Source organism: Leptospira adleri (assembly GCF_002811985.1).
Classification (GTDB): domain Bacteria; phylum Spirochaetota; class Leptospiria; order Leptospirales; family Leptospiraceae; genus Leptospira; species Leptospira adleri.
In genome coordinates this window covers 1-18,363 of the sequence record NZ_NPDU01000005.1, presented here as the reverse complement: position 1 = coordinate 18,363, position 18,363 = coordinate 1, and the positions used below count along the sequence as shown (strand labels likewise).

Here is an 18,363-nt window from a genome sequence, read left to right as displayed (position 1 = left end):
ATATTTTGACTATGAACTCCGGTAGAAATGCTTCCATTCAGTATTCGAAAATTATGATTCTCTTTAGGGTTTTTGCGGCTCGTTTTGTCTCTTTAAAAAATTCTAAACTTTCGACGTTCTTAAGCACGTTCGTATTTTTGATTCTTTTCACCCAGTGTTCCGGCGGCGATAAGAAGTTGGCGCCTAACGAATCCGCGAGCGGAGCCGGAAGATCGGCCTATTCCGAAGACGAACCTCAGAACAATGAAACGGAAGAATCGAATTCTTCCGGCGCGGAAAATCGTTCCGCCAGCGCAGACCCGAACGCAAAGCCGACTCAAGGTTGTATCGAAGGAGACTGCGCCTCGGGAATCGGAACTTATATCTATGATAACGGCGACGAGTACAGAGGCGCCTTTCAAAACGATCTCAGAAACGGTTCCGGAAGAATCAAATACGCCAACGGCGACAAATTCGACGGAACGTTTAAGGACGATCTGAAGGAAGGAAAAGGAACCTATATCTTTAAAAACGGCGCTCTGTTGGAAGGAACCTTCCAGGCGGGTGCGATGATGGGACCGGGTAAGGTTCGGTTTCCGGATACGAGCGTCTATGAAGGGGACTTCCAAGACGAAAGAAACTCGGCGGAAGGAACGATGAGTTCCTCTTTTGACGGATCCAAACAGAATTGCAGGATTCAAAACAAGATCGTGCTTTGCGGCGGACGCGGCGCGGACTCCCCTTACGGAAAGAACTGACCCTCCTCTTTTTCAAAACGAATCTTTCTCTTTGATTTCGATCTTTTCTAAGCCGATCTCAAAGAGAATTTCGAATTTTATTCTCGAACTTTTTTTTCAAAGACGGATTTCCTCACAGGAAGTTGCACTACTCAGCTTTTTTTCGAGGATTAAAGTTTGCCTCAACGTTTCTTTTTCGAAGTTAAGAATTCAAATTTGCCGGACCAAAAAACGAATTCGCTTAACAAAATCGATCAATCCTCGCTTGAGGAAGAAGTTCCCGACCCGATTCTTTTTTGATAGATTTTGATTCTTTCCTCGTCCATCCCGACAAGTGTATGAGCAATTTTTAATTCTTTTCCCAGGGCTTCTCCTCCGGTTCTGAGCTCGACCACCCGATACCAGATTTCACCGGCAGGAATATAAAACGCGTGGTTGATACACAGACATTTAAACTTAAAACCCAGAGCGCTTTCCGCTGGTTCCATCGAGTGCGGGGCCGCAAAAAAATAAAAATCTCGGTCGGTTGTATTACGAACCACTAATACAAATTTCTTTTTGGAACCGGGTTTGAGATAAAGATCGTTTCCGGAGATCGGAGACGCAACGGGCGCTTCCGAAATTTTTTTCACGGTTCCGGTCGCCCAGAGATCCATCGGTCTTTGGGAAGCTCCTTCAAAAAGTTCCATCTCGAACGGAAAACTTTTTTTCTCCCAAAGAATCGAAACCCGGATTTGACGATTGGGATCGTTTTCCTCAGGTTCCCATCTTTGCCCATCGGAACCTGCGGATTCCTTTTTACATTCTAAGATTAGAAAAAGAAAAAGGGAGATCCGTATAAAACCGAGAAACAACTTCACTCCAGAGACATCTCCAAGGTTTTGAAGTCGAGCTTACGACTCGGACTCGTGTTTTGAACGTAGACGTTTCCGTTTAACTTTTTGATCGTGATAAAATCTTGAAAAATAATTTCCTTTTTATCCGGATCCGTTTCCGCCATGTTGCAATCTCTGCCGCAGCCGTTGCAGTCCATGTCTCCGTATTTTTCCTCGAAAGAAGATGAATATTTTCTCATATACCCGAAGACTCTGAGTTTTAAGGAATCCGCCGACGATTCCTTGACCTCGTAATTTCCGATCGCGTAAAATTTGCTCGTCTTATTCACGTAACCCGTCTCGTCGCTTTTTTGATCCTGTGTGTTTCCTTCCATAAAGAAGGAGCCGTCCGAACGCATTCTCAAGGACCAGTTGGATTCGATTCGGACTCCGTTTGTTTCTTCCGTAGAAGCCGCGGAAGTATTAGGTTCCGTTTCCGCGATCGTTTCCGTACTTTGAATTTCCTCCGGAAGCGAGGAAACTTCGGAACCTCGAAGTCCGTGATTCAAGATCGTGTCCAAATCCGGCGGAGTAAATTGAAGGTGATTCTGTTCGGCGATGCTCTGGGATCTCGAAATCGGATTGATGAGAATCCAATTCTTATCCTTACCGAAACGGATCTCGCTGAGAACCAATCCTTTGTACATCTTGCCCGCAAAAATTTCATCGACAGTCAAACGCAGAGAAGAGCCTTCGAAGGTTTTTTCCAGGGCGATCTCCTGCGGACCGAGAATATCTTGGACTTTTATTCTCTGAACGTAACCGTTGTCTCCGGTCAAAGTCGCGCTCTTCAACCTTCCATTAGAGTAACAGTGTTGATCCGATCTTTGATAACCGTTCCAGATCTTGATCGAATTTATTTTTTGAGGTTCGTTGAATTTGAAATCGAGAGTGACACCTTTGCCTTTTTTATCGGAGGCCCAAGCGTATTCGTAACGGGAATCGAAAAGGTTCATCACGTCGTAGGACAAAACCGGGTTTGCGGTTTCGGAAGCCTTTGCGGAACCTTCCACGATTTTCGGAAGTTTGAGGGAGAACGGTTTGTCCCTTTCGTCGTAGAATCGGATTTCTCCGATACAAAGGTCCTTGTTCTTTCGGAAGTTGATCGTTACTGATCGTGAATAAACCGGTTTTTCAAAAGCGACGGTCGCCTTGGTTCCGCTTAACGTGGCGGAAGCGCTGAGTTCGTCGAAGTTGATATAGGCCGTAACCGCGTCGCTGAATTCTCCCTTACAGGAATCGACTTCGACTTTTTTGAGTTGAAACCCTTCGTCCGGATAGAAGTGCATCTTTACGAATTCCGCGCCTGCCTCGGGCTTCCAGGAACCGCCGCCTAACGCAGCAAACGCGAGTTTATCGCTCAAGGAGGTGGAAGTCGCCATAGAAACGCTCAGTTCCTTTTTACAATTCCAAAAACCGAATAACAAAAGAAGGATCAGTATAAAAATGCAAGTTTTACGATTCATTGAAGAATTCTCCTGGAAAGAATTTTCACGACTTTACGGATCTTATCCGCTCTGTCAAATGCAAAGGAATTCGAGTTCAAAAACAACTCCACCCCCTTCCCTTTGGAAAGAAATCCTTGACTCTGACTCCCGATTCTTTTGGATGGCTAGATTGATATTGAGATTCACTCTCGATATCAATTAAAAAAGAGGAAATCATGAAATCCAAATTACTCTTCCTTTTCAGCCTTTTCTGGATCCTTGGCTGCGGCGAAAAATCATCCGGTTCGAACGCTCTGGCCTCCTTAGCCTTGGCCCTTGGACCGACCGGCTCTTCTCCAAGCGGCTCCTTCGAGATCGTTTCTCCGAAGGACGGAGACATCGTTTCCGTCTACAAATTAGAACCCAGCGTTTCCGCGACGGAAACGGGAACCTTAGAAGTGATTCGTAATGGAGAATCGATCGCCTCCGTAAACGCGGACCCTACTCTTTCTTCCGACGGAAAGAATCTGGTGAAAGTCCCGGCTTTCAAACCTGCGAACGGTGAAAACACGATTCTTTTTCGCTGGAAACCTGCAAACGGGGAGATCCTACAAAAAGAAATCCGGGTTTATTTCGGAACCAAACTCTCCGCAGGAGCCGCGCACTCCGGATTTCTAAAAGACGGAAACGTCTACACTGTCGGGAGAAACAATTTCGGTCAGCTGGGAACGGGGATTTCCACAGGAGACGGGATCAACGATGTCATCACGAAGTTGAATTCGATCGGAGATATTTCGAGCATCCACTTTACGCAAAACAATTCGATGGCGATTCACAAAAGCGGAAAGGTCTTCACTTGGGGAACCAATGCCAACGGTCAACTCGGCATCGGAAGTAACAACACGGACCCGGCAACTCCTTCCGCGGCAGGAACCAGACTCCCGCCTATGGAAGTCCCGGGTATCAACGACGCGGTTATGGGAGCCTTCGGTTTTGATCACGCACTCGTCCTAAAATCCGACGGAACCGTTCTCTCCTTCGGTCTGAATAACGTAGGTCAGTTGGGAAACGGAGCGACCGGAATGACGGCGACCACCATCTCCTCCAATCCGGTTCCGGTAGTCGGCTTGAACGACGTAATCCAGGTAATCGCCGGATCACAACATTCCGCGGCGCTCACTTCAAACGGAGACGTTTACGTCTGGGGAAGAAATCAGTATGGAAATTTAGGCAACGGAATGATCGACTCCGCAACCGCGATCCAATCCACTCCTCTCAAAGTTTCGGGTCTTAGCGGAATCAAACAAATCGCAAACGGAAGGGATCATCTCTTGGCGCTTCGATCGGACGGCAAAGTTCTTGCTTGGGGTCTGAATGCGAGCGGTCAAGTGGGAATCGGGGGAAGCGGTTCTCCGGGCCCCGCCTCAAATCCAACAGAAGTTTTGAATATTCAAAATGCAGTATCCGTCTGGGCGGGCGGAACTCAGAGCTTCGCCGTGTTAAACGACGGAACCGTGAAGGGCTGGGGAGCCAACGGAACGACGGCTAATCTCGGAATCGGAGAAACCGCGACTTCCAAAGTTTACGCGCCCGGAAGCGCGGTAGTAGGAATCAAAGGTCTGATCCATTTCGGATGCGGTGCGACCCATAACTTCGCCCTTTTAGGAGACGGTTCCGTCTACGGATGGGGTTGGAATTTTAAGGGCTCCCTGGGAAGACCGGACCTCCAGACAAATTGGGGCGCGGCGACTCCCGTCTCCATCAATCTTCCGTAATATTTTAATTTTAGAATGTATTTTGACAATCGGACACAAACCATACGGATTCTTTCTCAAAATCTGTTTAAAGGAAGAATCTGGTTTCTCCTTTTTACTTTGATTTCCTTTTTTTTCGGAGGATGCAGAATTCAAAAGGAGAACCGTTGTTCTTCGGACGTTTCCTGTTTTGAGCTCGGAGCGGCTCTTCTCGTTCTTTCCAATCTTCCCTCCTCCAATCCCTGGGATTACGAGGAAGGAGAGGAATTTCAAGGAGGAAGCAGGATGACTAGTTTTTCTTTCGGAGGTTCGGCCTTTCGGCAATTCGCGCCCAACGTTTCATTGAACGTAATTTCGGAATTTACCGTGGGACAAGCCGTATTCGAAGTTCCTTGGACTCCGGGATTTTCCTCCACACTTCCGGATCGGGACGGACTCGGCCCGCTCTTTCATTCCAATTCCTGCGTTAGCTGTCACTTTGCAAACGGCAGGGCTTTGGAAGAGGACGGAGAAGCTCTCGTTTTCAGCCTCGTTCGTTTGAGTTCCGGCGCGAATTCGCATTCTCCGGATCCTCAGTATGGAGGTCAGTTTCAACCGAATTCTGCCGCGGGAGTTTCCAAGGAAGGCGCCGTGACTCTGAGCTACGATGAAATAGAAGGAAGGTTCGAAGACGGTTCGGCGTATTACTTACGTTCTCCTATATTCAATTTTTCGAATTTAGGATACGGTCCCTTCGCCGCCGACGCGAAATTTTCGTTGAGAACTCCGCAACAAGTGATCGGACTCGGTCTTTTGGAAGCGGTCCCTGAAAAAACGATCCTTTCCTTCGCGGACCCGAACGATCAGGACGGGGACGGAATTTCGGGAAAGCCGAATTACATTCCAAACCTAAGCGGTTCCGGCGCGACTCTCGGAAGATTCGGATGGAAAGCGAACAACCCGAGTTTGATCCGTCAAAATTCGGCCGCGTTCCTAGGAGATCTGGGAATCACGTCCCCTCTTTTTCCGAACGAAAACTGCACGACCATACAGACTCAGTGCCAAGCGGCGGCGAACGGAGGAAGTCCGGAAGTTCCCCAATCAAAGATCGACGCGATCACGAACTATATGAAACTGGTCGCGGTTCCGGCGAGGAGAAAGGCGTCCAACGAAAGCGTTCTCCTCGGAAAGGAAATATTTTTCAAAGCGGGTTGCAAAAATTGTCATATTCCAAAAATCTTAACCGGTTCGGATTCGAATTTTTCCGATCTTTCCAATCAGACGATTCGGCCTTATACGGATCTTTTGTTACACGACATGGGAGAAGGACTCGCCGACCAAAGACCGGACGAAGAAGCGAACGGCGCGGAGTGGAGAACTCCTCCTCTTTGGGGAATCGGACTCTTCGAAGAAGTAAACGGTCACACACGTTATCTTCACGACGGAAGAGCACGAGATCTGAGCGAAGCCATTCTCTGGCACGGAGGAGAGGCGGAAAAAAGTAAGAATCATTTTTTAAGGCTGGATATCCGTCAAAGAACGCACCTGATCAACTTCTTAAAATCCCTTTAAAAAAGTTAAAATCAAACGACCCGGACTTTCACCGGGTCCAGCGTCATTTTTACGGGGTCGCATACTGATAAAGAGTTTCGAACAGGATCATGGAACCCAGTTTCAAATTTTCTATGCTGATATTTTCGTCTTTGCCGTGAAGAGTTTCCGTGTCTTTAGAAGTTAGAATCGCGGGATTGAGTCCGTAACAACGAATCCCGATTCTCCTAAATCTCGCGTTATCCGTCTTTCCCGACGACATAAAAGGAGCGGCGACGCTTCCGGGTATTTTGGAAACGCTTACGTTTGCAAGAATCTGAAACAATTCGTCTTCCAACGGCGAATCGTCGGGGCCTATCTCGTCTATGATCTCAGCTTCCACTCCGTACGTTTTCGCGATTTCGCGGATTTTTTCGAAGTAATCTTTCGTATCAAACCCCGGCAGAACTCTAATATCTAGTTTTCCTAATGTTTCTCCGGAAAGAACGTTATATCCGTCGCCCTCCAAGGACTCGATTCCGGTAATCGCTTTCGTATTGCTAGTCATCGCCGCCAGATGTTTGCTCTTTTTCAGAGTTCCAGTAAGAAAGGGTTTGATGAAAGGATTGGATGCGTTTTTTAAAAAGAAAGAAGTGGGAAAGGATGCGACCTTTCCGAGCTGATAAAAATAAGCCCTTGTTTCATCGGTGATTCTCACTCCGACGTCGTAGCGCAAAACTTCTTCGTAAAAACGAATCAGATTTAAAGTCGCGTAATCTGAGGTCGGGGCGCTTCCGTGACCGCTCTGTCCTTTTGCCCTGAGTTTTATCCAGAGATTTCCTTTTTCCGCGTATTGAATGTTGAATATCGTGGAACCGGGAATCCCGACGTCCTTCGTGGCAACTCCGCCTTCGTTCAACATAGTATCATAATTTTCGAATATGTTTTTGTGTTCCTTCGCCATATAACGCGCTCCCCAAACGCTCCCGCTTTCCTCGTCTGCGAGGGAAAGGAACATTACCTTTCGTTTGAGTTCTACGTTGGAACGTTTTAACTCTAAAAACGCAACGAGCTGCATCACCGCGAGGCCCTTCATATCCAAGGCTCCTCTTCCGTAAATTTTTCCGTCGACGACCTGTCCCGAATAAGGAGGAACGGTCCATTCGGTCGCGTCGGCTTCGACGACGTCGCTGTGATTTCCCAAAATGATCCCCTTAAGATCGTTCGGTTTTTTAGGTTCGAGAACCGCGACGAGATTGGCGTGTTCGGGATGTTCTTTCGAAGCGTAGATCCGGGAAGGAATGCCTTCCTTTTGCAAAAGAGCCTGGAGATAACGAACGACTTCGATTTCGTTTTTTCTTTCCGTCCGAATTCGAATCAGGTCCTGAAGAATCCGAACGGCCTCGTTCGTTCTCTCCTCCCAATTTACGGGAATCGTATTCTGCTTGAGGGCGATCGTTCGGATCGGAGAAGAATAAAAACAACCGAACAAAACGAAACTCAGGATAAAAAACGAAAAACGAACAAAAATCATAACACCTACCACTTTCTTTCAAAGAGGCAATAAAATCCTCGCTCGGATTTTCATCGATCTAAATTCTTCATCGCGTCAAAAGACCGGCATCTAAAACGAGCTGCGTCCCCGTCACATAACGACTCTTATTCGAACACAGATAGAGCACGGCTTCCGCCACGTCCTCCACTTCGATCCAAGGAACCGGAAGCAGATTTCCAGCCGATCGTTCCGCGATTTCGCGCGGCGTGGCGCCTTCCAAAAATGTCCGTTCTCCCAAAAACAGAACTATCTCGTCTCTAAGAACATACCATTCCATATACGCCTTGTAAGACGGAAGGGAATGAAGAAGAGTACGCTTCATGTGGGTAATCTTGCCGTTTTTTTCGATCTGACGTTCGTATTGTTCCTTTACTTCCTGGGGCGAAGTTTCGTATTCCGTCAAAGAAATTCTACTCATGTTCTTTCCTCCGAAAGTCTGATTTGGATGAGATCCTCTTCGTTCCTGTCAAACCGCTTCCGGTATTTTTCGAAACGACGCAGATAACGCATTCGAAATAAATAATATACTAAACCGGCCGCAAAAACAAACGGCAGCAGAAGCAACTTTCCCCCTTCCCTGAGGTCGTTTAACAAAAACAAGATGAAAAGAAGAATGAAGAACAAACCCCAATATGCGGAAATCTTCAAAAAAAATCTGGAAGCGGGAAAAAGAATCCTGGATTCGTTTCTGAATCTTTTTTCGAGCTTCAAGAAGACGATCAAAAGAGGAAGGAATAAGAAGAGCCATCCCAGAGTGGAATAGGAAGCGAGAATTTCCAAATTCCAACCTCCGATCAAACCGAACAAAGAAAGAATATAAAACAAAGTCAGAAGAATCGGCTTTGAGGAAGCGAAGAAAAACTTTCGGTTTAGAAATTCCGGAAAAATTCCGTCTTGAATCACGAATTCGGAAGAGCTGGTAAGAATCAAAAAAAGACCGTTGATGGAAGTTCCCAGAGCCAACACGGGACAAAATATGATTAATACTGAATATATCAATTCCGGAAAAAGAATCTTAGCGCTCTCCGTCACCGGATTTTCGGAGAGAAGGCTTGTCCCTTTCGGAATATAACCCGTAACCGCATAGGCGACTCCGATGTAAAGGATCGTAACGATCGGAAACGCGAGAAAAAATGCCCTAAAAAGATTCTTCCCGGGATTCGTAGTTTCGTTTCCGAACTCGACGATCGCGTTCGATCCGAAATAAGTAAAAGTTAGAAGTGAAACTCCATAGAGTATTTTTTTCCAACCCGGAAACTCGGAAACGCTCGGCAAAGAAGGAACATACGCGGGAACGCTAAAACCGATAAAAACAAGAAGTCCCGCGACCAAAAGAACAACCATCGAAGTCTGAATCCAAACCACAAAGCGAAGACCAAAAAGATTGAGGAGATAAAAAAAACTAAGAATCAAAAACGCAAGAGTCGTCTCCGATTCCGGGAAAAAGGATTCCAAAAATTTGGCGGTCGCGATACAAAACAGAGGCATCTGCCCCAGCGAAGCCGTGACTATAAAAAACCAGATCCCGAGAAAGGCGACTAACGGAGAAAGAAAACGACTCGGATAAAAATAATTCCCTCCGCACGCCGGAAAAATCGTTCCCAGAGCGGCTACGGGCGCGATCGCAAAAAACATCGGAATCGCGGCGACCGCATACAGCCATGGCAGATAACGTCCCACGGAAGCTCCTACAATTCCGGAAAGAACGAAAACTCCGCCTCCGATCGTAAGTCCGATCGCCATACACGTTAGGCTAAACAGAGAGATTCCCTTTCGAAAAACGACCTCGGAATTTCGGAAATTTTCTTTCATGGATTTTCCGCCAATTGAACAGAAGAATCGATCTTAGCAAGAATAAATTCTCATATAAAAGAATTTATTCTAATATAATAAATTTTTTCGGTCATTCTATCCGAATTTCGTTCGAAATTGAAAGGACAGTTTCGGATTCCCATTGACAGAGGGATATTTCTGGGTACAACGTTCGGATTCTAATTTCCCCTGAATTCATTTCTAAATTCTCCTAAGAGGTATTATGGCATTTCGAAGAACGATCGGAGCGAGCGCTTCCGAAGACAGATTGGAAAAATTGATCCAAGACAGATTGCAACCGGGCGCGGACAAGGCGAAGATCGATCAAAGAATTTGGGATCTTTTCGGCGAAGAATGGTGCGTGATGTTCACGGATCTTTCCGGCTTTTCAAGAGGTGTCGAACGATTCGGAATCATTCACTTTTTACAAACGATTCACGAGTCCGAAAGAATTCTTATCCCGATCATCGAAGACCACGATGGAATCCTTTTGAAATCCGAAGGCGATAGTTTTCTTGTGATCTTTAGAAACGTAGGCAAAGGGATCGAATCCGCGATCAAGATGCAGCAGATTCTTGTAAGCTACAACCAGGATAAAATTCCCGAGGAAAAAATCCTTCTCTGTGTCGGACTCGGGTTCGGTAAGGTTTTGAAAATCGGAGACACCGACGTTTTTGGTTCCGAGGTCAACACCGCGAGTAAACTCGGTGAAGATACCGCCGAAGCGGGTGAAATCCTTGTGACTCAATCCGTATTCGAACAGGTTCGCGAAAAACACCTTCGATTTGAAGAATTACCCGAAGCCCCCGCCGGAACTTCAAAAGCGTATCGACTCGTTTACTGATTCTATATTCTTATTTTTGAATATAGATTTCGACTTCTCTCGGACATAGGGTGAAAGGCCCTATGACTATAAGGGTCGCGAATCGGATTCTTCCTTGACTCTTACTTAAATAAAATGTCTTATCAAAACTTCGCTTCGAGGGATTTTCTCATTCGATTTTTATAAGGTTCTGTCATAAAACTGGGACAGAACCTTGCCGCTTGATCTTTTCGACAAAATAAAATAAGATTTTGGGACAGGCTGTAAGTAAAATCAACCGGACGGACCTTCGTATAATCTTCATCATTTCGGAATTTGGCAAGGACTCGAGAATGAGAAAATTTTTCTCTCTTTATTGTATCTTCTTTTCGATCGTTTCCTTCGGGAATTGTAAAACGAAGTCGGATTCGGGACTCGCCGCGCTTGTGGAATACGCAACCGTGCTCGGCGAAACCAAATGTGAATGTGAAAAAGTCGAAAGGGCAAAAGGAGCCGAATCGGAGGAAGTCTCCATCTGTTTGAGCAAACTCGAAAACGCTCAAAAAAGATACGGGATCAACATCCGGTTGTTTCCGGATCTTGCGGATAAAGGAGAAAAATTAATCCAAAGCTCCTATTCCAAACGATGCCCTCTCTAAACGATTGAAAGCGGCTAAAATACATTGAATATTTTTAATATTCCCCTCACAAATAAAATCTCCAACTCTGGTCGGCACAGGCATAAATCCTATGCCGTTTTTCTTTTCGCATTCAGCAGACTTTGAATTCTTTTAAACAAACGGCGTTCTTTCATAGAATCTCGGTTCAAATTCGTTTAACAATCATTGTTATAAAATCGGCGGTATCTTATGAATGTATCACTTCGAACAGAGAGTCCATTTCCAAATCTCACGGGAACGTATACGATACAAATCGTTCGAAATTCTTCTTCCAACCCCGTCGACTTGACCGTTCTAATCGAACAAGAAGAAGAGAAAATTTTCGTAACCGCAAAACTCGATTCTTTCTCCGTCGCTTCGATCCCGAGGGTTTTACGCGGAAGAATCGCAGATAGGAACGCCCATCAGGCGATCGTCGAATTTGAAAACGGAGATTGGGAACGTTACGTTTTTACGGAAGGCAGATTTTCAAAACATGAGTTTCTTTTCTAATCCGAAAGGGTGAGAATTTTTAATTCGACAAACGCGCGTTTTGTGTTTTCTCAATTATCGAATTTTATATTCTTATAACGACACACTCCGTTTTTTCGTTGCAGTCTTTGGAGGATCGAAGAGATTTTCGTCACTTTTATGGTCCACTACGAACACAATCCCGCGACTAAATCTTCGAAAACTTCTACTACCGGAAAACCGCCGATCCTTTTTGTTCACGGGGCTTGGCACGGAGGCTGGTGTTGGCAGGAAAATTTTGTGCCCTACTTTCAAAAAGCCGGTTACGAAGTTTACACGCTCGATCTCCGAGGACACGGCAAAAGTCCGAGCACCGGCTCGTTTCGTTGGACTTCGATCGCGAACTACGTTCAAGACGTTCGAAAAGTTCTGGATCAACTGCCGCAATCGACGGTTTTAGTAGGCCATTCCATGGGCGGACTGGTCGTGCAAAAAACATTAGAAACCGCTCATGTTCCGAAAGCGGTTTTACTCGCGAGCGTTCCTCCCTACGGAGTTTTTAGAATCACTCTGGAATTGTTATTCAAACATCCGATTCGTTTTCTGAGAGTTCTTGCGACACTTTCCCTGTTTCCTCTCGTGGAAGATCCAAAACTGAGCCAGGAACTTTTCTTTTCAAAATTATTAAGCGACACAAAAGCGTTTCACTACGCTTCCCGTCTTCAAGACGAATCCTTTTTCGCCTTCCTTGGAATGTTGATCTTTTCTCTTCCGAAAACCAAAAAAATCAAAACTCCTCTCCTCGTGATCGGAGGCGAAAAAGACAGATTTTTTCCCCCGTGGGAAGTGACTCTCACAGCGAAGGCATACGGAGTCGAACCTCAAATTTTTCCGAATATGGGTCACAATCTGATGTTGGACGAAGGATGGGAGAACGTCGCGGAAAGAATCGAATCTTATCTTTCAACGGGCACGATTTCCAATACGAAAAGCCCTTCCAAAAAAGCGAAATCGGTTCCTAAGAAAAAAGCAAGTCCCAAAAAAAAGAAAAAGTAAAAATGCTGCGTGCCTAAATACGTTAGACGCTCTTGGAAGAATCCGCGCTCGCGGATGTTTGTACGGAAGTTTGAATCGCTTTTGCAAAATCGGCGAAGGCGTTCTCGAACTTTGCTTTCGTTTCCGCATCGATCAATTCTTCCCGATCATTGATTTTTTTGCGCGCAAGGGTTACGCAAAAGGAAGCGGATTCTACCACCGTTACGTTCATAACTTTCAGGGTTTGCAACAAGGAAGCGTGCGCTTTGTCTCCTCCCATATAAGACGGAGAAGCGCTGAGAGCCATCACCGGTTTGTCTACGTATTCGCCCGAACCGACCACCCAGTCCAAAGAGTTTTTAAGCACTCCCGGAATTCCGTGCGCGTATTCGGGAGTGCAGATCAAAACGCCGTTCGCGTTGTTCAACGCTTTCCGATAACGTAGTACGACTTCGGGAGAATTTTCCCCGTCAATGTCCGGCGAAAAATGCGGCAGTTCGCCTAATTCATCGTAGGTGATGATTTCCATTTCGGCCGGAGCTACTTTTGTAATGGCGCGAAGTAGAGCGGAATTTGTGGATTGGGAACGAAGGCTCCCCGAGATCGCAAGAATTTTCATGGTGTAGAAGTTAGATTGTAAGGACCGGAAATCGGGTTAAAAAATATTTCCTAAACTTAGAGTTCTTCCTTCCTGAAACCGCGTTATTAAAGAAGGTATATCACTCAAGAGACCGATTCTTTCTCCGGTTGTTCTATCCAAATCGCGTGTTCGGTGTCCAAATATTCCTTCGCGCTTTGTATCTTTCCGTTACGGACGATAAAAAGGAAGTGGTAGTGGTTGTTATAGAATTTTCCGTTCGAATGCTTTCCTTTCGATTCCGCCGTAAGGGAAACTCGATCCTCTTCCGCTGTGAAGTCGTGAAGTAAAAAATGAAAATCGGAAAAGGTTCTGTGCAGAAGTTTGAAACCGAGCTGAACGGCGCGCTTATCGTTCTTTCCGGAAACCTTGGTTTTACCGATGATCCACCATACCAAGTCGTCGCTTAACAATTCCACGGCGCTGGTGAATTGTTTTTCGTTCATTCTTTGGAAATAGCTTCGGACAATCTGTTTATTTTCCTCTAGATTCATTTTACCTTTACCGTATTCTAATTTTTTAATATAGTTTCAAAGAAAAAGGATCCGAAACGTCGTCCCCTGATTCAGTATGCTTTCCACTTCGATTTTTCCGCCCATCGCTTCCACCTGATTTTTCGTGATAAAAAGTCCGATTCCTTTCGAATCTCGATTGCTGTGAAACGTCTTATACATGCCGAAAAGTTTATCGCCGTTTTTATTCAGATCGATTCCGATTCCGTTGTCTCGAATACTCAAAACGATCCGGTTGCTCCTGAATTCCGAGCTGAGAGTGATCTCGGGATCTCGTTCGGGATGTCTGTATTTCACCGCGTTGGTCAAAAAATTCAGCAGAATGCTTTCCATGTAGGAGGTATTACATTTTACCCGAACGGAATCCGAAACCAAGTTGTGAATTTTTACGTTGTATTTTTGAATTTCTCCGGAGATCGTCTGGGAAACCTTCTCGATATAATCTTTCAAAGAAATTTCAGTATTTTGAATATTCTTATTTGTTTGAATGGATACGACTTCGTTCAGATTTAGGACGGTATCCATCAGACTATCCGAGGCCTTCTTGATGTAACGGATCATTTCCTCTTTTTCGGAGTCGGTCGTCGCCTCCTCCAAAATTTTGAGGAGCATCGTGATATTTCCCGCGTGCGAACGCAGATTATGCGAAACAATATGAGCGAAATTTAATAGTCTTTCGTTTTGATCGTTGACAATATTCAGCGTCCCCTGAAGAGCGAGTTCCCTTTCTTTTTGTTCCTGAATATTCTGAAACGTACCTGAAACTCGAATGCACTTTCCGTTTAAGTATTCCGGTTTGCCGATGGAACGGGTCCAAACAAAATTTCCCTTTGCGGTGACGATCTCCACTTCAAAATCGAACGGTTTTCCGGAGGCGATCGACTCCGCAAGAATGTCCGCGGACCGTTTTCTTTCTGATTCGCTTTTAAAAAAGCGCGCCCCCTCCTGACCGGTAGGAACGTAATCTTCCGGAAGTTCGAAGATCGCCTTCGTCACCTTGCTCCAAATTCGCGTGTTCGTTTCGAGATCCAATTCCCAAGAACCGATACGCGCCGCTTCGTTCGTTCGGGTTAATATTTCCTCAAGACGACTTCTTTCAAACTCTTTGTGTTTGAGGACGCTTATATCTTCCGTGTACATGAGGACGCCGCCGACTTCGTCTTGGGAACGATACCAAGGACGCACTTCCCAGATGATCCACTGGGAAGTTCCGTCTTTACGGATGAATAATTCTTCGTCTCTTCTTTGAACCTTGCCTTGCAAACATTCTCTGTGGATTTGCTTCCATTCTTCTCCGATCTCCGGAAAGATTTTGTAATGAGAATGTCCTAAAATTTCGGTTCCGACGAGTCCGTAATCCGAAAGCCACTGCTGGGAAGCCGCCATATAACACATGTTAGTATCGAACATCGCGATCGCGGAAGGCGCCTTTTCGATAAAGACCTTCGTCAACTCGTAACTTTCTTTGAGAGCAGTCTCCGCATTTTTATGTTCGGTGATGTCCCAATTGGTTCCCACCATTCGAAACGCGCGACCGGATGCGGTTCTCTGAACGATCGCGATCGCTTTGATATGTCGAATGGATCCGTTAGGCCAAATCACTCGGAACTCCATATCGAAATCCTTGATTCCTTCCACCGCTTTTTTGTGTTCGATTCTACAACGTTCCAAATCTTCCGGATGAAGTCCCGCCTCCCAAGCCGCGTAGGCGCCGGAAAAAGTAGCGGCCTTGACTCCGTACAATTCATACATCGCCTCGTCCCATGAAAGACGGTCTTCGATCAGATCCAAATCCCAGATTCCGACCTTCGCGGCTTTTGTCGCAAGTCCGAGACGATCCACCGTAAGTTTCAATTCGGACTCGATCTTTTTAGACTCGGTTACATTGAAGTAAGTGCCGAGCATGAGGACCGGCTTACCGTCAGGATCGACTTCGCCAAGTTTACAAGTACATCGGAACCAAACGATCGTTCCGTTTTTATGAAGAAAGCGAATGTCCGATTCGTAGAGTTGGTTTAAGTCATAAGACTTGAGGTATTCTTCGAATTCGTTACGAACTTGATCCAGATCCTCCGGGAGAATATGAGATTGCCAGGTCCGAATCGAATTTTCCAATTCGTGATCCTCATAGCCGAGCATGGATTTCCAAGCCGGTGAAAGATAGCTCGTGTTTTTTAAAAAATTCTTTTCCCAGTAACCGGCGTGCGCTTGTTCGAGGATGGTTTGAAGAATATGGATCATCACGTCATTCAATCTGAGAATTTCAACCGCTTCCCTCGCGCGTTTGGAAAAAGAAATTAGAACGGAAGAAACGTCGTAGATTGTCGATTCGGATTGAGGAACGGTCAAGCCTAAAAGTCCGAATATGCCGCTTCAAAGCCGTTTTTTGAAAATCCATTTTTCTATCAAGCGAGGAACCATCCTCGCTTCACAGAGATTCTATAACTTATTTCCATTTTAAAACTCAAAAACGAAATCATTGAAAGAATTCGGAAAGAATTCTCTTTTGAAATCGTATGCTTCTCTTTGTCTCAAAAGAGGATTGAAAAATTTGGGGTTTATGAGAACAAGTCCGAGCATCGAATGGGTTCTATAAATTTTTGGAACTTCCGATCGTGTTTGCATCCGAGCAATTGTTGTCTTTATTTTATTGAAAGTTTGTTTTGTTCTAAACAACCATTTTCTCTCGAAAAGATATTTAAACCTTTTTTGCCTCGAAGATTCCTTCCGGACGAATTCAGAGAATGAAAAAGAAAACCGTTTCTTCCGAAAATCGAACCAATTCGAATTCTCAAGATAGAAAATATTGATCAACGTTGAATCCATCCTTTACGTTACTCGTACAAACTTATTATATAACGAATCCATTTCATTCTTAGATTCTAAATTCTCAAAAAGATGAAAGCGGAATTTAAAATTTGACACGCTAACGCATCGAACCGCAACCGAGTATGCAAATCATATAATCCATGGATCAAAATTCCAACTCTCTTAAGAAAAACGATAAAACGATTTCCGGTTCAAAAAAAGATTTTCATTTTTGATGCGAATATTAAGCATGAAAACTCACTTAAGACAAACATCGAAACAACGATAAAAAACATAATAAATGTATAATATACTTTCAGAATGTGTAATATCTTGTGCGTTTATTTACCAGGACGAAGTCGATGGTTCTTGTTCTTAATTGAAAAGATTAATTTTCAAGAACAGTCTAAAAGGAATTTAGAACCCAGGAGACATCGGCATGGCTGATCCGACCGCACAACATTCCCTTGGCGACAACGCCGCGCGCAAATTAGCGAACACAACCAAAACAGCGCCCCAGTACGGAGCCATCACGCCCCGCTGGCTCGTACGTTTTTTGGACTGGAAACCCCTCGAGTCCGGAACTCTGAGAGTCAATCGGGTCAAAGACAATACGAGTGTCGACGTTTTGTGCGGACAAAAGGACGAACAACCCTTACCTGAAACTTTCGTCAACTACGAAGAACAACCGAGAGAATACACTCTCAGCGCGATATCAACGGTATTGGACGTGCATACGAGAGTTTCCGATTTGTTCAGCACTCCGCACGACCAGATCAAGGAACAACTTCGCTTAACAATCGAAAGCGTAAAAGAACGTCAGGAGAACGAACTCATCAATAACGACGACTACGGACTTCTAAAACACGCGTCTAAAAATCAAAGAATCTCCACCCGCAAAGGGCCTCCGACTCCTGACGATTTGGATGAACTCATCACAAAGGTCTGGAAGGAACCGTCCTTCTTCTTGGCTCATCCTTTGGCGATCGCCGCTTTCGGACGAGAATGTACACGAAGGGGCGTTCCGCCTGCTACGGTTTCCCTTTTCGGAACGCAGTTTCTGACTTGGAGAGGACTTCCAATCATTCCTTGCGATAAACTTTTGGTAAACGGCGAAAGTAAACCGAAATCGACGGAAGGAAAAACGAACATTCTTCTTTTGAGAGTGGGAGAAAAAAAACAAGGCGTGATCGGACTCTTTCAACCCGGATTACCGGGAGAACAAACTCCCGGACTATCGGTTCGTTTTATGGGAATCAACCGTTCCGCGATCGGATCCTATCTGATCTCTCTTTATTGTTCCGCAGCGATTCTTACGGATGATGCGATAGGAGTTTTGGAGAATGTCGACGTAGGCAACTATCATGAGTACAAATGATCCGTTCTTTGCAAATCGATCCGATTTTTCAGAATTCGAACCAATTGAATTGAAAGGACCGATCGATCCAAGCGTCTTATCATTGTTAGCCGGTGAATTTTTCGGTCCGCTTCCGATGAACGGAGGAACCGGGGTGGAAAAAGTGGGCGCTTGAGTTCCAACGTTTGCGGAAGTCAGACCTCCCGGAAACGAAGGAACGCTCGTTCCCGGAAAAAATTCTTCCGGAATCCTTTGGTAATCCGATTCCTGAAGCTCCAAGTTGTATCCGCTCTGCAGAATTTTATCCGCGTCCGCCGGCGGCGACGTTTGAATGATCGGCTTCGACGAGGAAACTCGGTTTGAAAGAATCAATTCTTCCACCCCGGTTCCTCCGTTCATCGGAAGCGGACCGAAAAATTCACCGGCTAACAATG

17 protein-coding genes are annotated in these 18,363 nt (G+C 45.4%); 9 read left to right on the top strand and 8 right to left on the bottom strand.

Translation table 11 applies throughout. From position 1 onward, the window contains the following. The first annotated feature begins 11 nt into the window (after positions 1-11). Complete coding sequence (locus tag CH376_RS02890; protein ID WP_100783956.1) at positions 12-737, top strand: MORN repeat-containing protein; 726 nt, start codon at positions 12-14, stop codon at positions 735-737. A gap of 233 nt (positions 738-970) precedes the next feature. Here the strand turns inward: CH376_RS02890 and lsa20 are convergent, their stop codons facing one another. Next, the gene (gene lsa20 / locus CH376_RS02880; RefSeq protein WP_100783957.1) at positions 971-1,576 is read right to left on the bottom strand and encodes an LIC11469 family lipoprotein adhesin Lsa20; all 606 of its coding nucleotides are present in this window, start codon (positions 1,574-1,576) and stop codon (positions 971-973) included. Then, positions 1,573-3,057, bottom strand: coding sequence for an NADase-type glycan-binding domain-containing protein (locus CH376_RS02875; RefSeq protein ID WP_100783958.1), 1,485 nt, complete (start codon positions 3,055-3,057; stop codon positions 1,573-1,575). The genes lsa20 and CH376_RS02875 overlap by 4 nt, the downstream gene beginning before the upstream one ends. 197 nt (positions 3,058-3,254) lie before the next feature. Here CH376_RS02875 and CH376_RS02870 point away from each other — a divergent pair, with 197 nt between their 5' ends. Together CH376_RS02870 and CH376_RS02865 are read left to right on the top strand one after the other, a co-directional pair. Continuing rightward, entirely contained in the window at positions 3,255-4,793 is a 1,539-nt protein-coding gene (locus tag CH376_RS02870) for an RCC1 domain-containing protein (protein WP_100783959.1), read from the top strand. 15 nt (positions 4,794-4,808) lie between these two features. Further along, a complete protein-coding gene (locus tag CH376_RS02865; protein ID WP_100783960.1) occupies positions 4,809-6,323 on the top strand; it encodes a di-heme oxidoreductase family protein in 1,515 nt (504 codons plus the stop codon). A gap of 49 nt (positions 6,324-6,372) precedes the next feature. Here the strand turns inward: CH376_RS02865 and CH376_RS02860 are convergent, their stop codons facing one another. The 3 genes from CH376_RS02860 to CH376_RS02850 form a co-directional block, all read right to left on the bottom strand. Next, positions 6,373-7,815, bottom strand: a complete 1,443-nt coding sequence (locus CH376_RS02860; protein WP_100783961.1) for a M20/M25/M40 family metallo-hydrolase — start codon at positions 7,813-7,815, stop codon at positions 6,373-6,375. A 67-nt stretch (positions 7,816-7,882) separates the two neighbouring features. Next, positions 7,883-8,254, bottom strand: a complete 372-nt coding sequence (locus CH376_RS02855; protein ID WP_100783962.1) for an SDR family oxidoreductase — start codon at positions 8,252-8,254, stop codon at positions 7,883-7,885. Further along, complete coding sequence (locus CH376_RS02850; protein WP_100783963.1) at positions 8,251-9,648, bottom strand: APC family permease; 1,398 nt, start codon at positions 9,646-9,648, stop codon at positions 8,251-8,253. Before CH376_RS02850 ends, CH376_RS02855 begins: the two co-directional genes overlap by 4 nt. Before the next feature lie 223 nt (positions 9,649-9,871). On the opposite strand from CH376_RS02850, the gene CH376_RS02845 reads away from it, so the two are divergent. The 4 genes from CH376_RS02845 to CH376_RS02830 all read left to right on the top strand — a co-directional run bounded on the left by CH376_RS02845 (position 9,872) and on the right by CH376_RS02830 (position 12,636). Further along, positions 9,872-10,492 (top strand): adenylate/guanylate cyclase domain-containing protein, encoded by a 621-nt coding sequence (locus CH376_RS02845; protein ID WP_100783964.1) that lies wholly within the window; start codon positions 9,872-9,874, stop codon positions 10,490-10,492. 311 nt (positions 10,493-10,803) lie between these two features. Further along, positions 10,804-11,109 carry a hypothetical protein gene (locus CH376_RS24160; RefSeq protein WP_165781668.1) on the top strand — a complete coding sequence of 102 codons (306 nt, stop codon included), beginning with the start codon at positions 10,804-10,806 and terminating at the stop codon, positions 11,107-11,109. A 210-nt stretch (positions 11,110-11,319) separates the two neighbouring features. After that, the gene (locus CH376_RS02835) at positions 11,320-11,622 is read left to right on the top strand and encodes a hypothetical protein (RefSeq protein ID WP_100783966.1); all 303 of its coding nucleotides are present in this window, start codon (positions 11,320-11,322) and stop codon (positions 11,620-11,622) included. A 138-nt stretch (positions 11,623-11,760) separates the two neighbouring features. Next, positions 11,761-12,636 carry an alpha/beta hydrolase gene (locus CH376_RS02830; protein WP_100783967.1) on the top strand — a complete coding sequence of 292 codons (876 nt, stop codon included), beginning with the start codon at positions 11,761-11,763 and terminating at the stop codon, positions 12,634-12,636. 22 nt (positions 12,637-12,658) lie between these two features. Here CH376_RS02830 and CH376_RS02825 read toward each other — a convergent pair whose 3' ends face one another. From CH376_RS02825 to CH376_RS02815, 3 genes are all read right to left on the bottom strand, one after another. Beyond that, positions 12,659-13,234 (bottom strand): NADPH-dependent FMN reductase, encoded by a 576-nt coding sequence (locus CH376_RS02825; protein ID WP_100783968.1) that lies wholly within the window; start codon positions 13,232-13,234, stop codon positions 12,659-12,661. Between the two features lie 104 nt (positions 13,235-13,338). After that, on the bottom strand, positions 13,339-13,746 hold the full coding sequence (locus CH376_RS02820; RefSeq protein ID WP_100783969.1) for a nuclear transport factor 2 family protein: 408 nt from the start codon (positions 13,744-13,746) through the stop codon (positions 13,339-13,341). A 36-nt stretch (positions 13,747-13,782) separates the two neighbouring features. Then, entirely contained in the window at positions 13,783-16,005 is a 2,223-nt protein-coding gene (locus CH376_RS02815) for a PAS domain-containing protein (RefSeq protein WP_100784085.1), read from the bottom strand. 1,006 nt (positions 16,006-17,011) lie between these two features. Here CH376_RS02815 and CH376_RS02810 point away from each other — a divergent pair. Together CH376_RS02810 and CH376_RS24155 are read left to right on the top strand one after the other, a co-directional pair. Further along, positions 17,012-17,950, top strand: coding sequence for a family 2A encapsulin nanocompartment shell protein (locus CH376_RS02810; protein ID WP_100783970.1), 939 nt, complete (start codon positions 17,012-17,014; stop codon positions 17,948-17,950). Continuing rightward, entirely contained in the window at positions 17,937-18,104 is a 168-nt protein-coding gene (locus CH376_RS24155) for a hypothetical protein (protein ID WP_165783618.1), read from the top strand. Before CH376_RS02810 ends, CH376_RS24155 begins: the two co-directional genes overlap by 14 nt. Positions 18,105-18,363 lie beyond the last annotated feature (259 nt).

Bases quoted from the DNA above. Each gene is read 5' to 3' on its own strand.
- CH376_RS02890 (WP_100783956.1), top strand. From the start codon at position 12: ATGAACTCCGGTAGAAATGCTTCCATTCAGTATTCGAAAATTATGATT.
- CH376_RS02820 (WP_100783969.1), bottom strand. From the start codon at position 13,746: ATGAATCTAGAGGAAAATAAACAGATTGTCCGAAGCTATTTCCAAAGA.
- CH376_RS24160 (WP_165781668.1), top strand. From the start codon at position 10,804: ATGAGAAAATTTTTCTCTCTTTATTGTATCTTCTTTTCGATCGTTTCC.
- CH376_RS02845 (WP_100783964.1), top strand. From the start codon at position 9,872: ATGGCATTTCGAAGAACGATCGGAGCGAGCGCTTCCGAAGACAGATTG.
- CH376_RS02865 (WP_100783960.1), top strand. From the start codon at position 4,809: ATGTATTTTGACAATCGGACACAAACCATACGGATTCTTTCTCAAAAT.
- CH376_RS02825 (WP_100783968.1), bottom strand. From the start codon at position 13,234: ATGAAAATTCTTGCGATCTCGGGGAGCCTTCGTTCCCAATCCACAAAT.
- CH376_RS02835 (WP_100783966.1), top strand. From the start codon at position 11,320: ATGAATGTATCACTTCGAACAGAGAGTCCATTTCCAAATCTCACGGGA.
- CH376_RS02870 (WP_100783959.1), top strand. From the start codon at position 3,255: ATGAAATCCAAATTACTCTTCCTTTTCAGCCTTTTCTGGATCCTTGGC.
- CH376_RS02875 (WP_100783958.1), bottom strand. From the start codon at position 3,057: ATGAATCGTAAAACTTGCATTTTTATACTGATCCTTCTTTTGTTATTC.
- CH376_RS02855 (WP_100783962.1), bottom strand. From the start codon at position 8,254: ATGAGTAGAATTTCTTTGACGGAATACGAAACTTCGCCCCAGGAAGTA.
- CH376_RS02815 (WP_100784085.1), bottom strand. From the start codon at position 16,005: ATGATCCATATTCTTCAAACCATCCTCGAACAAGCGCACGCCGGTTAC.
- CH376_RS02830 (WP_100783967.1), top strand. From the start codon at position 11,761: ATGGTCCACTACGAACACAATCCCGCGACTAAATCTTCGAAAACTTCT.
- CH376_RS02850 (WP_100783963.1), bottom strand. From the start codon at position 9,648: ATGAAAGAAAATTTCCGAAATTCCGAGGTCGTTTTTCGAAAGGGAATC.
- CH376_RS24155 (WP_165783618.1), top strand. From the start codon at position 17,937: ATGAGTACAAATGATCCGTTCTTTGCAAATCGATCCGATTTTTCAGAA.
- CH376_RS02810 (WP_100783970.1), top strand. From the start codon at position 17,012: ATGGCTGATCCGACCGCACAACATTCCCTTGGCGACAACGCCGCGCGC.
- CH376_RS02860 (WP_100783961.1), bottom strand. From the start codon at position 7,815: ATGATTTTTGTTCGTTTTTCGTTTTTTATCCTGAGTTTCGTTTTGTTC.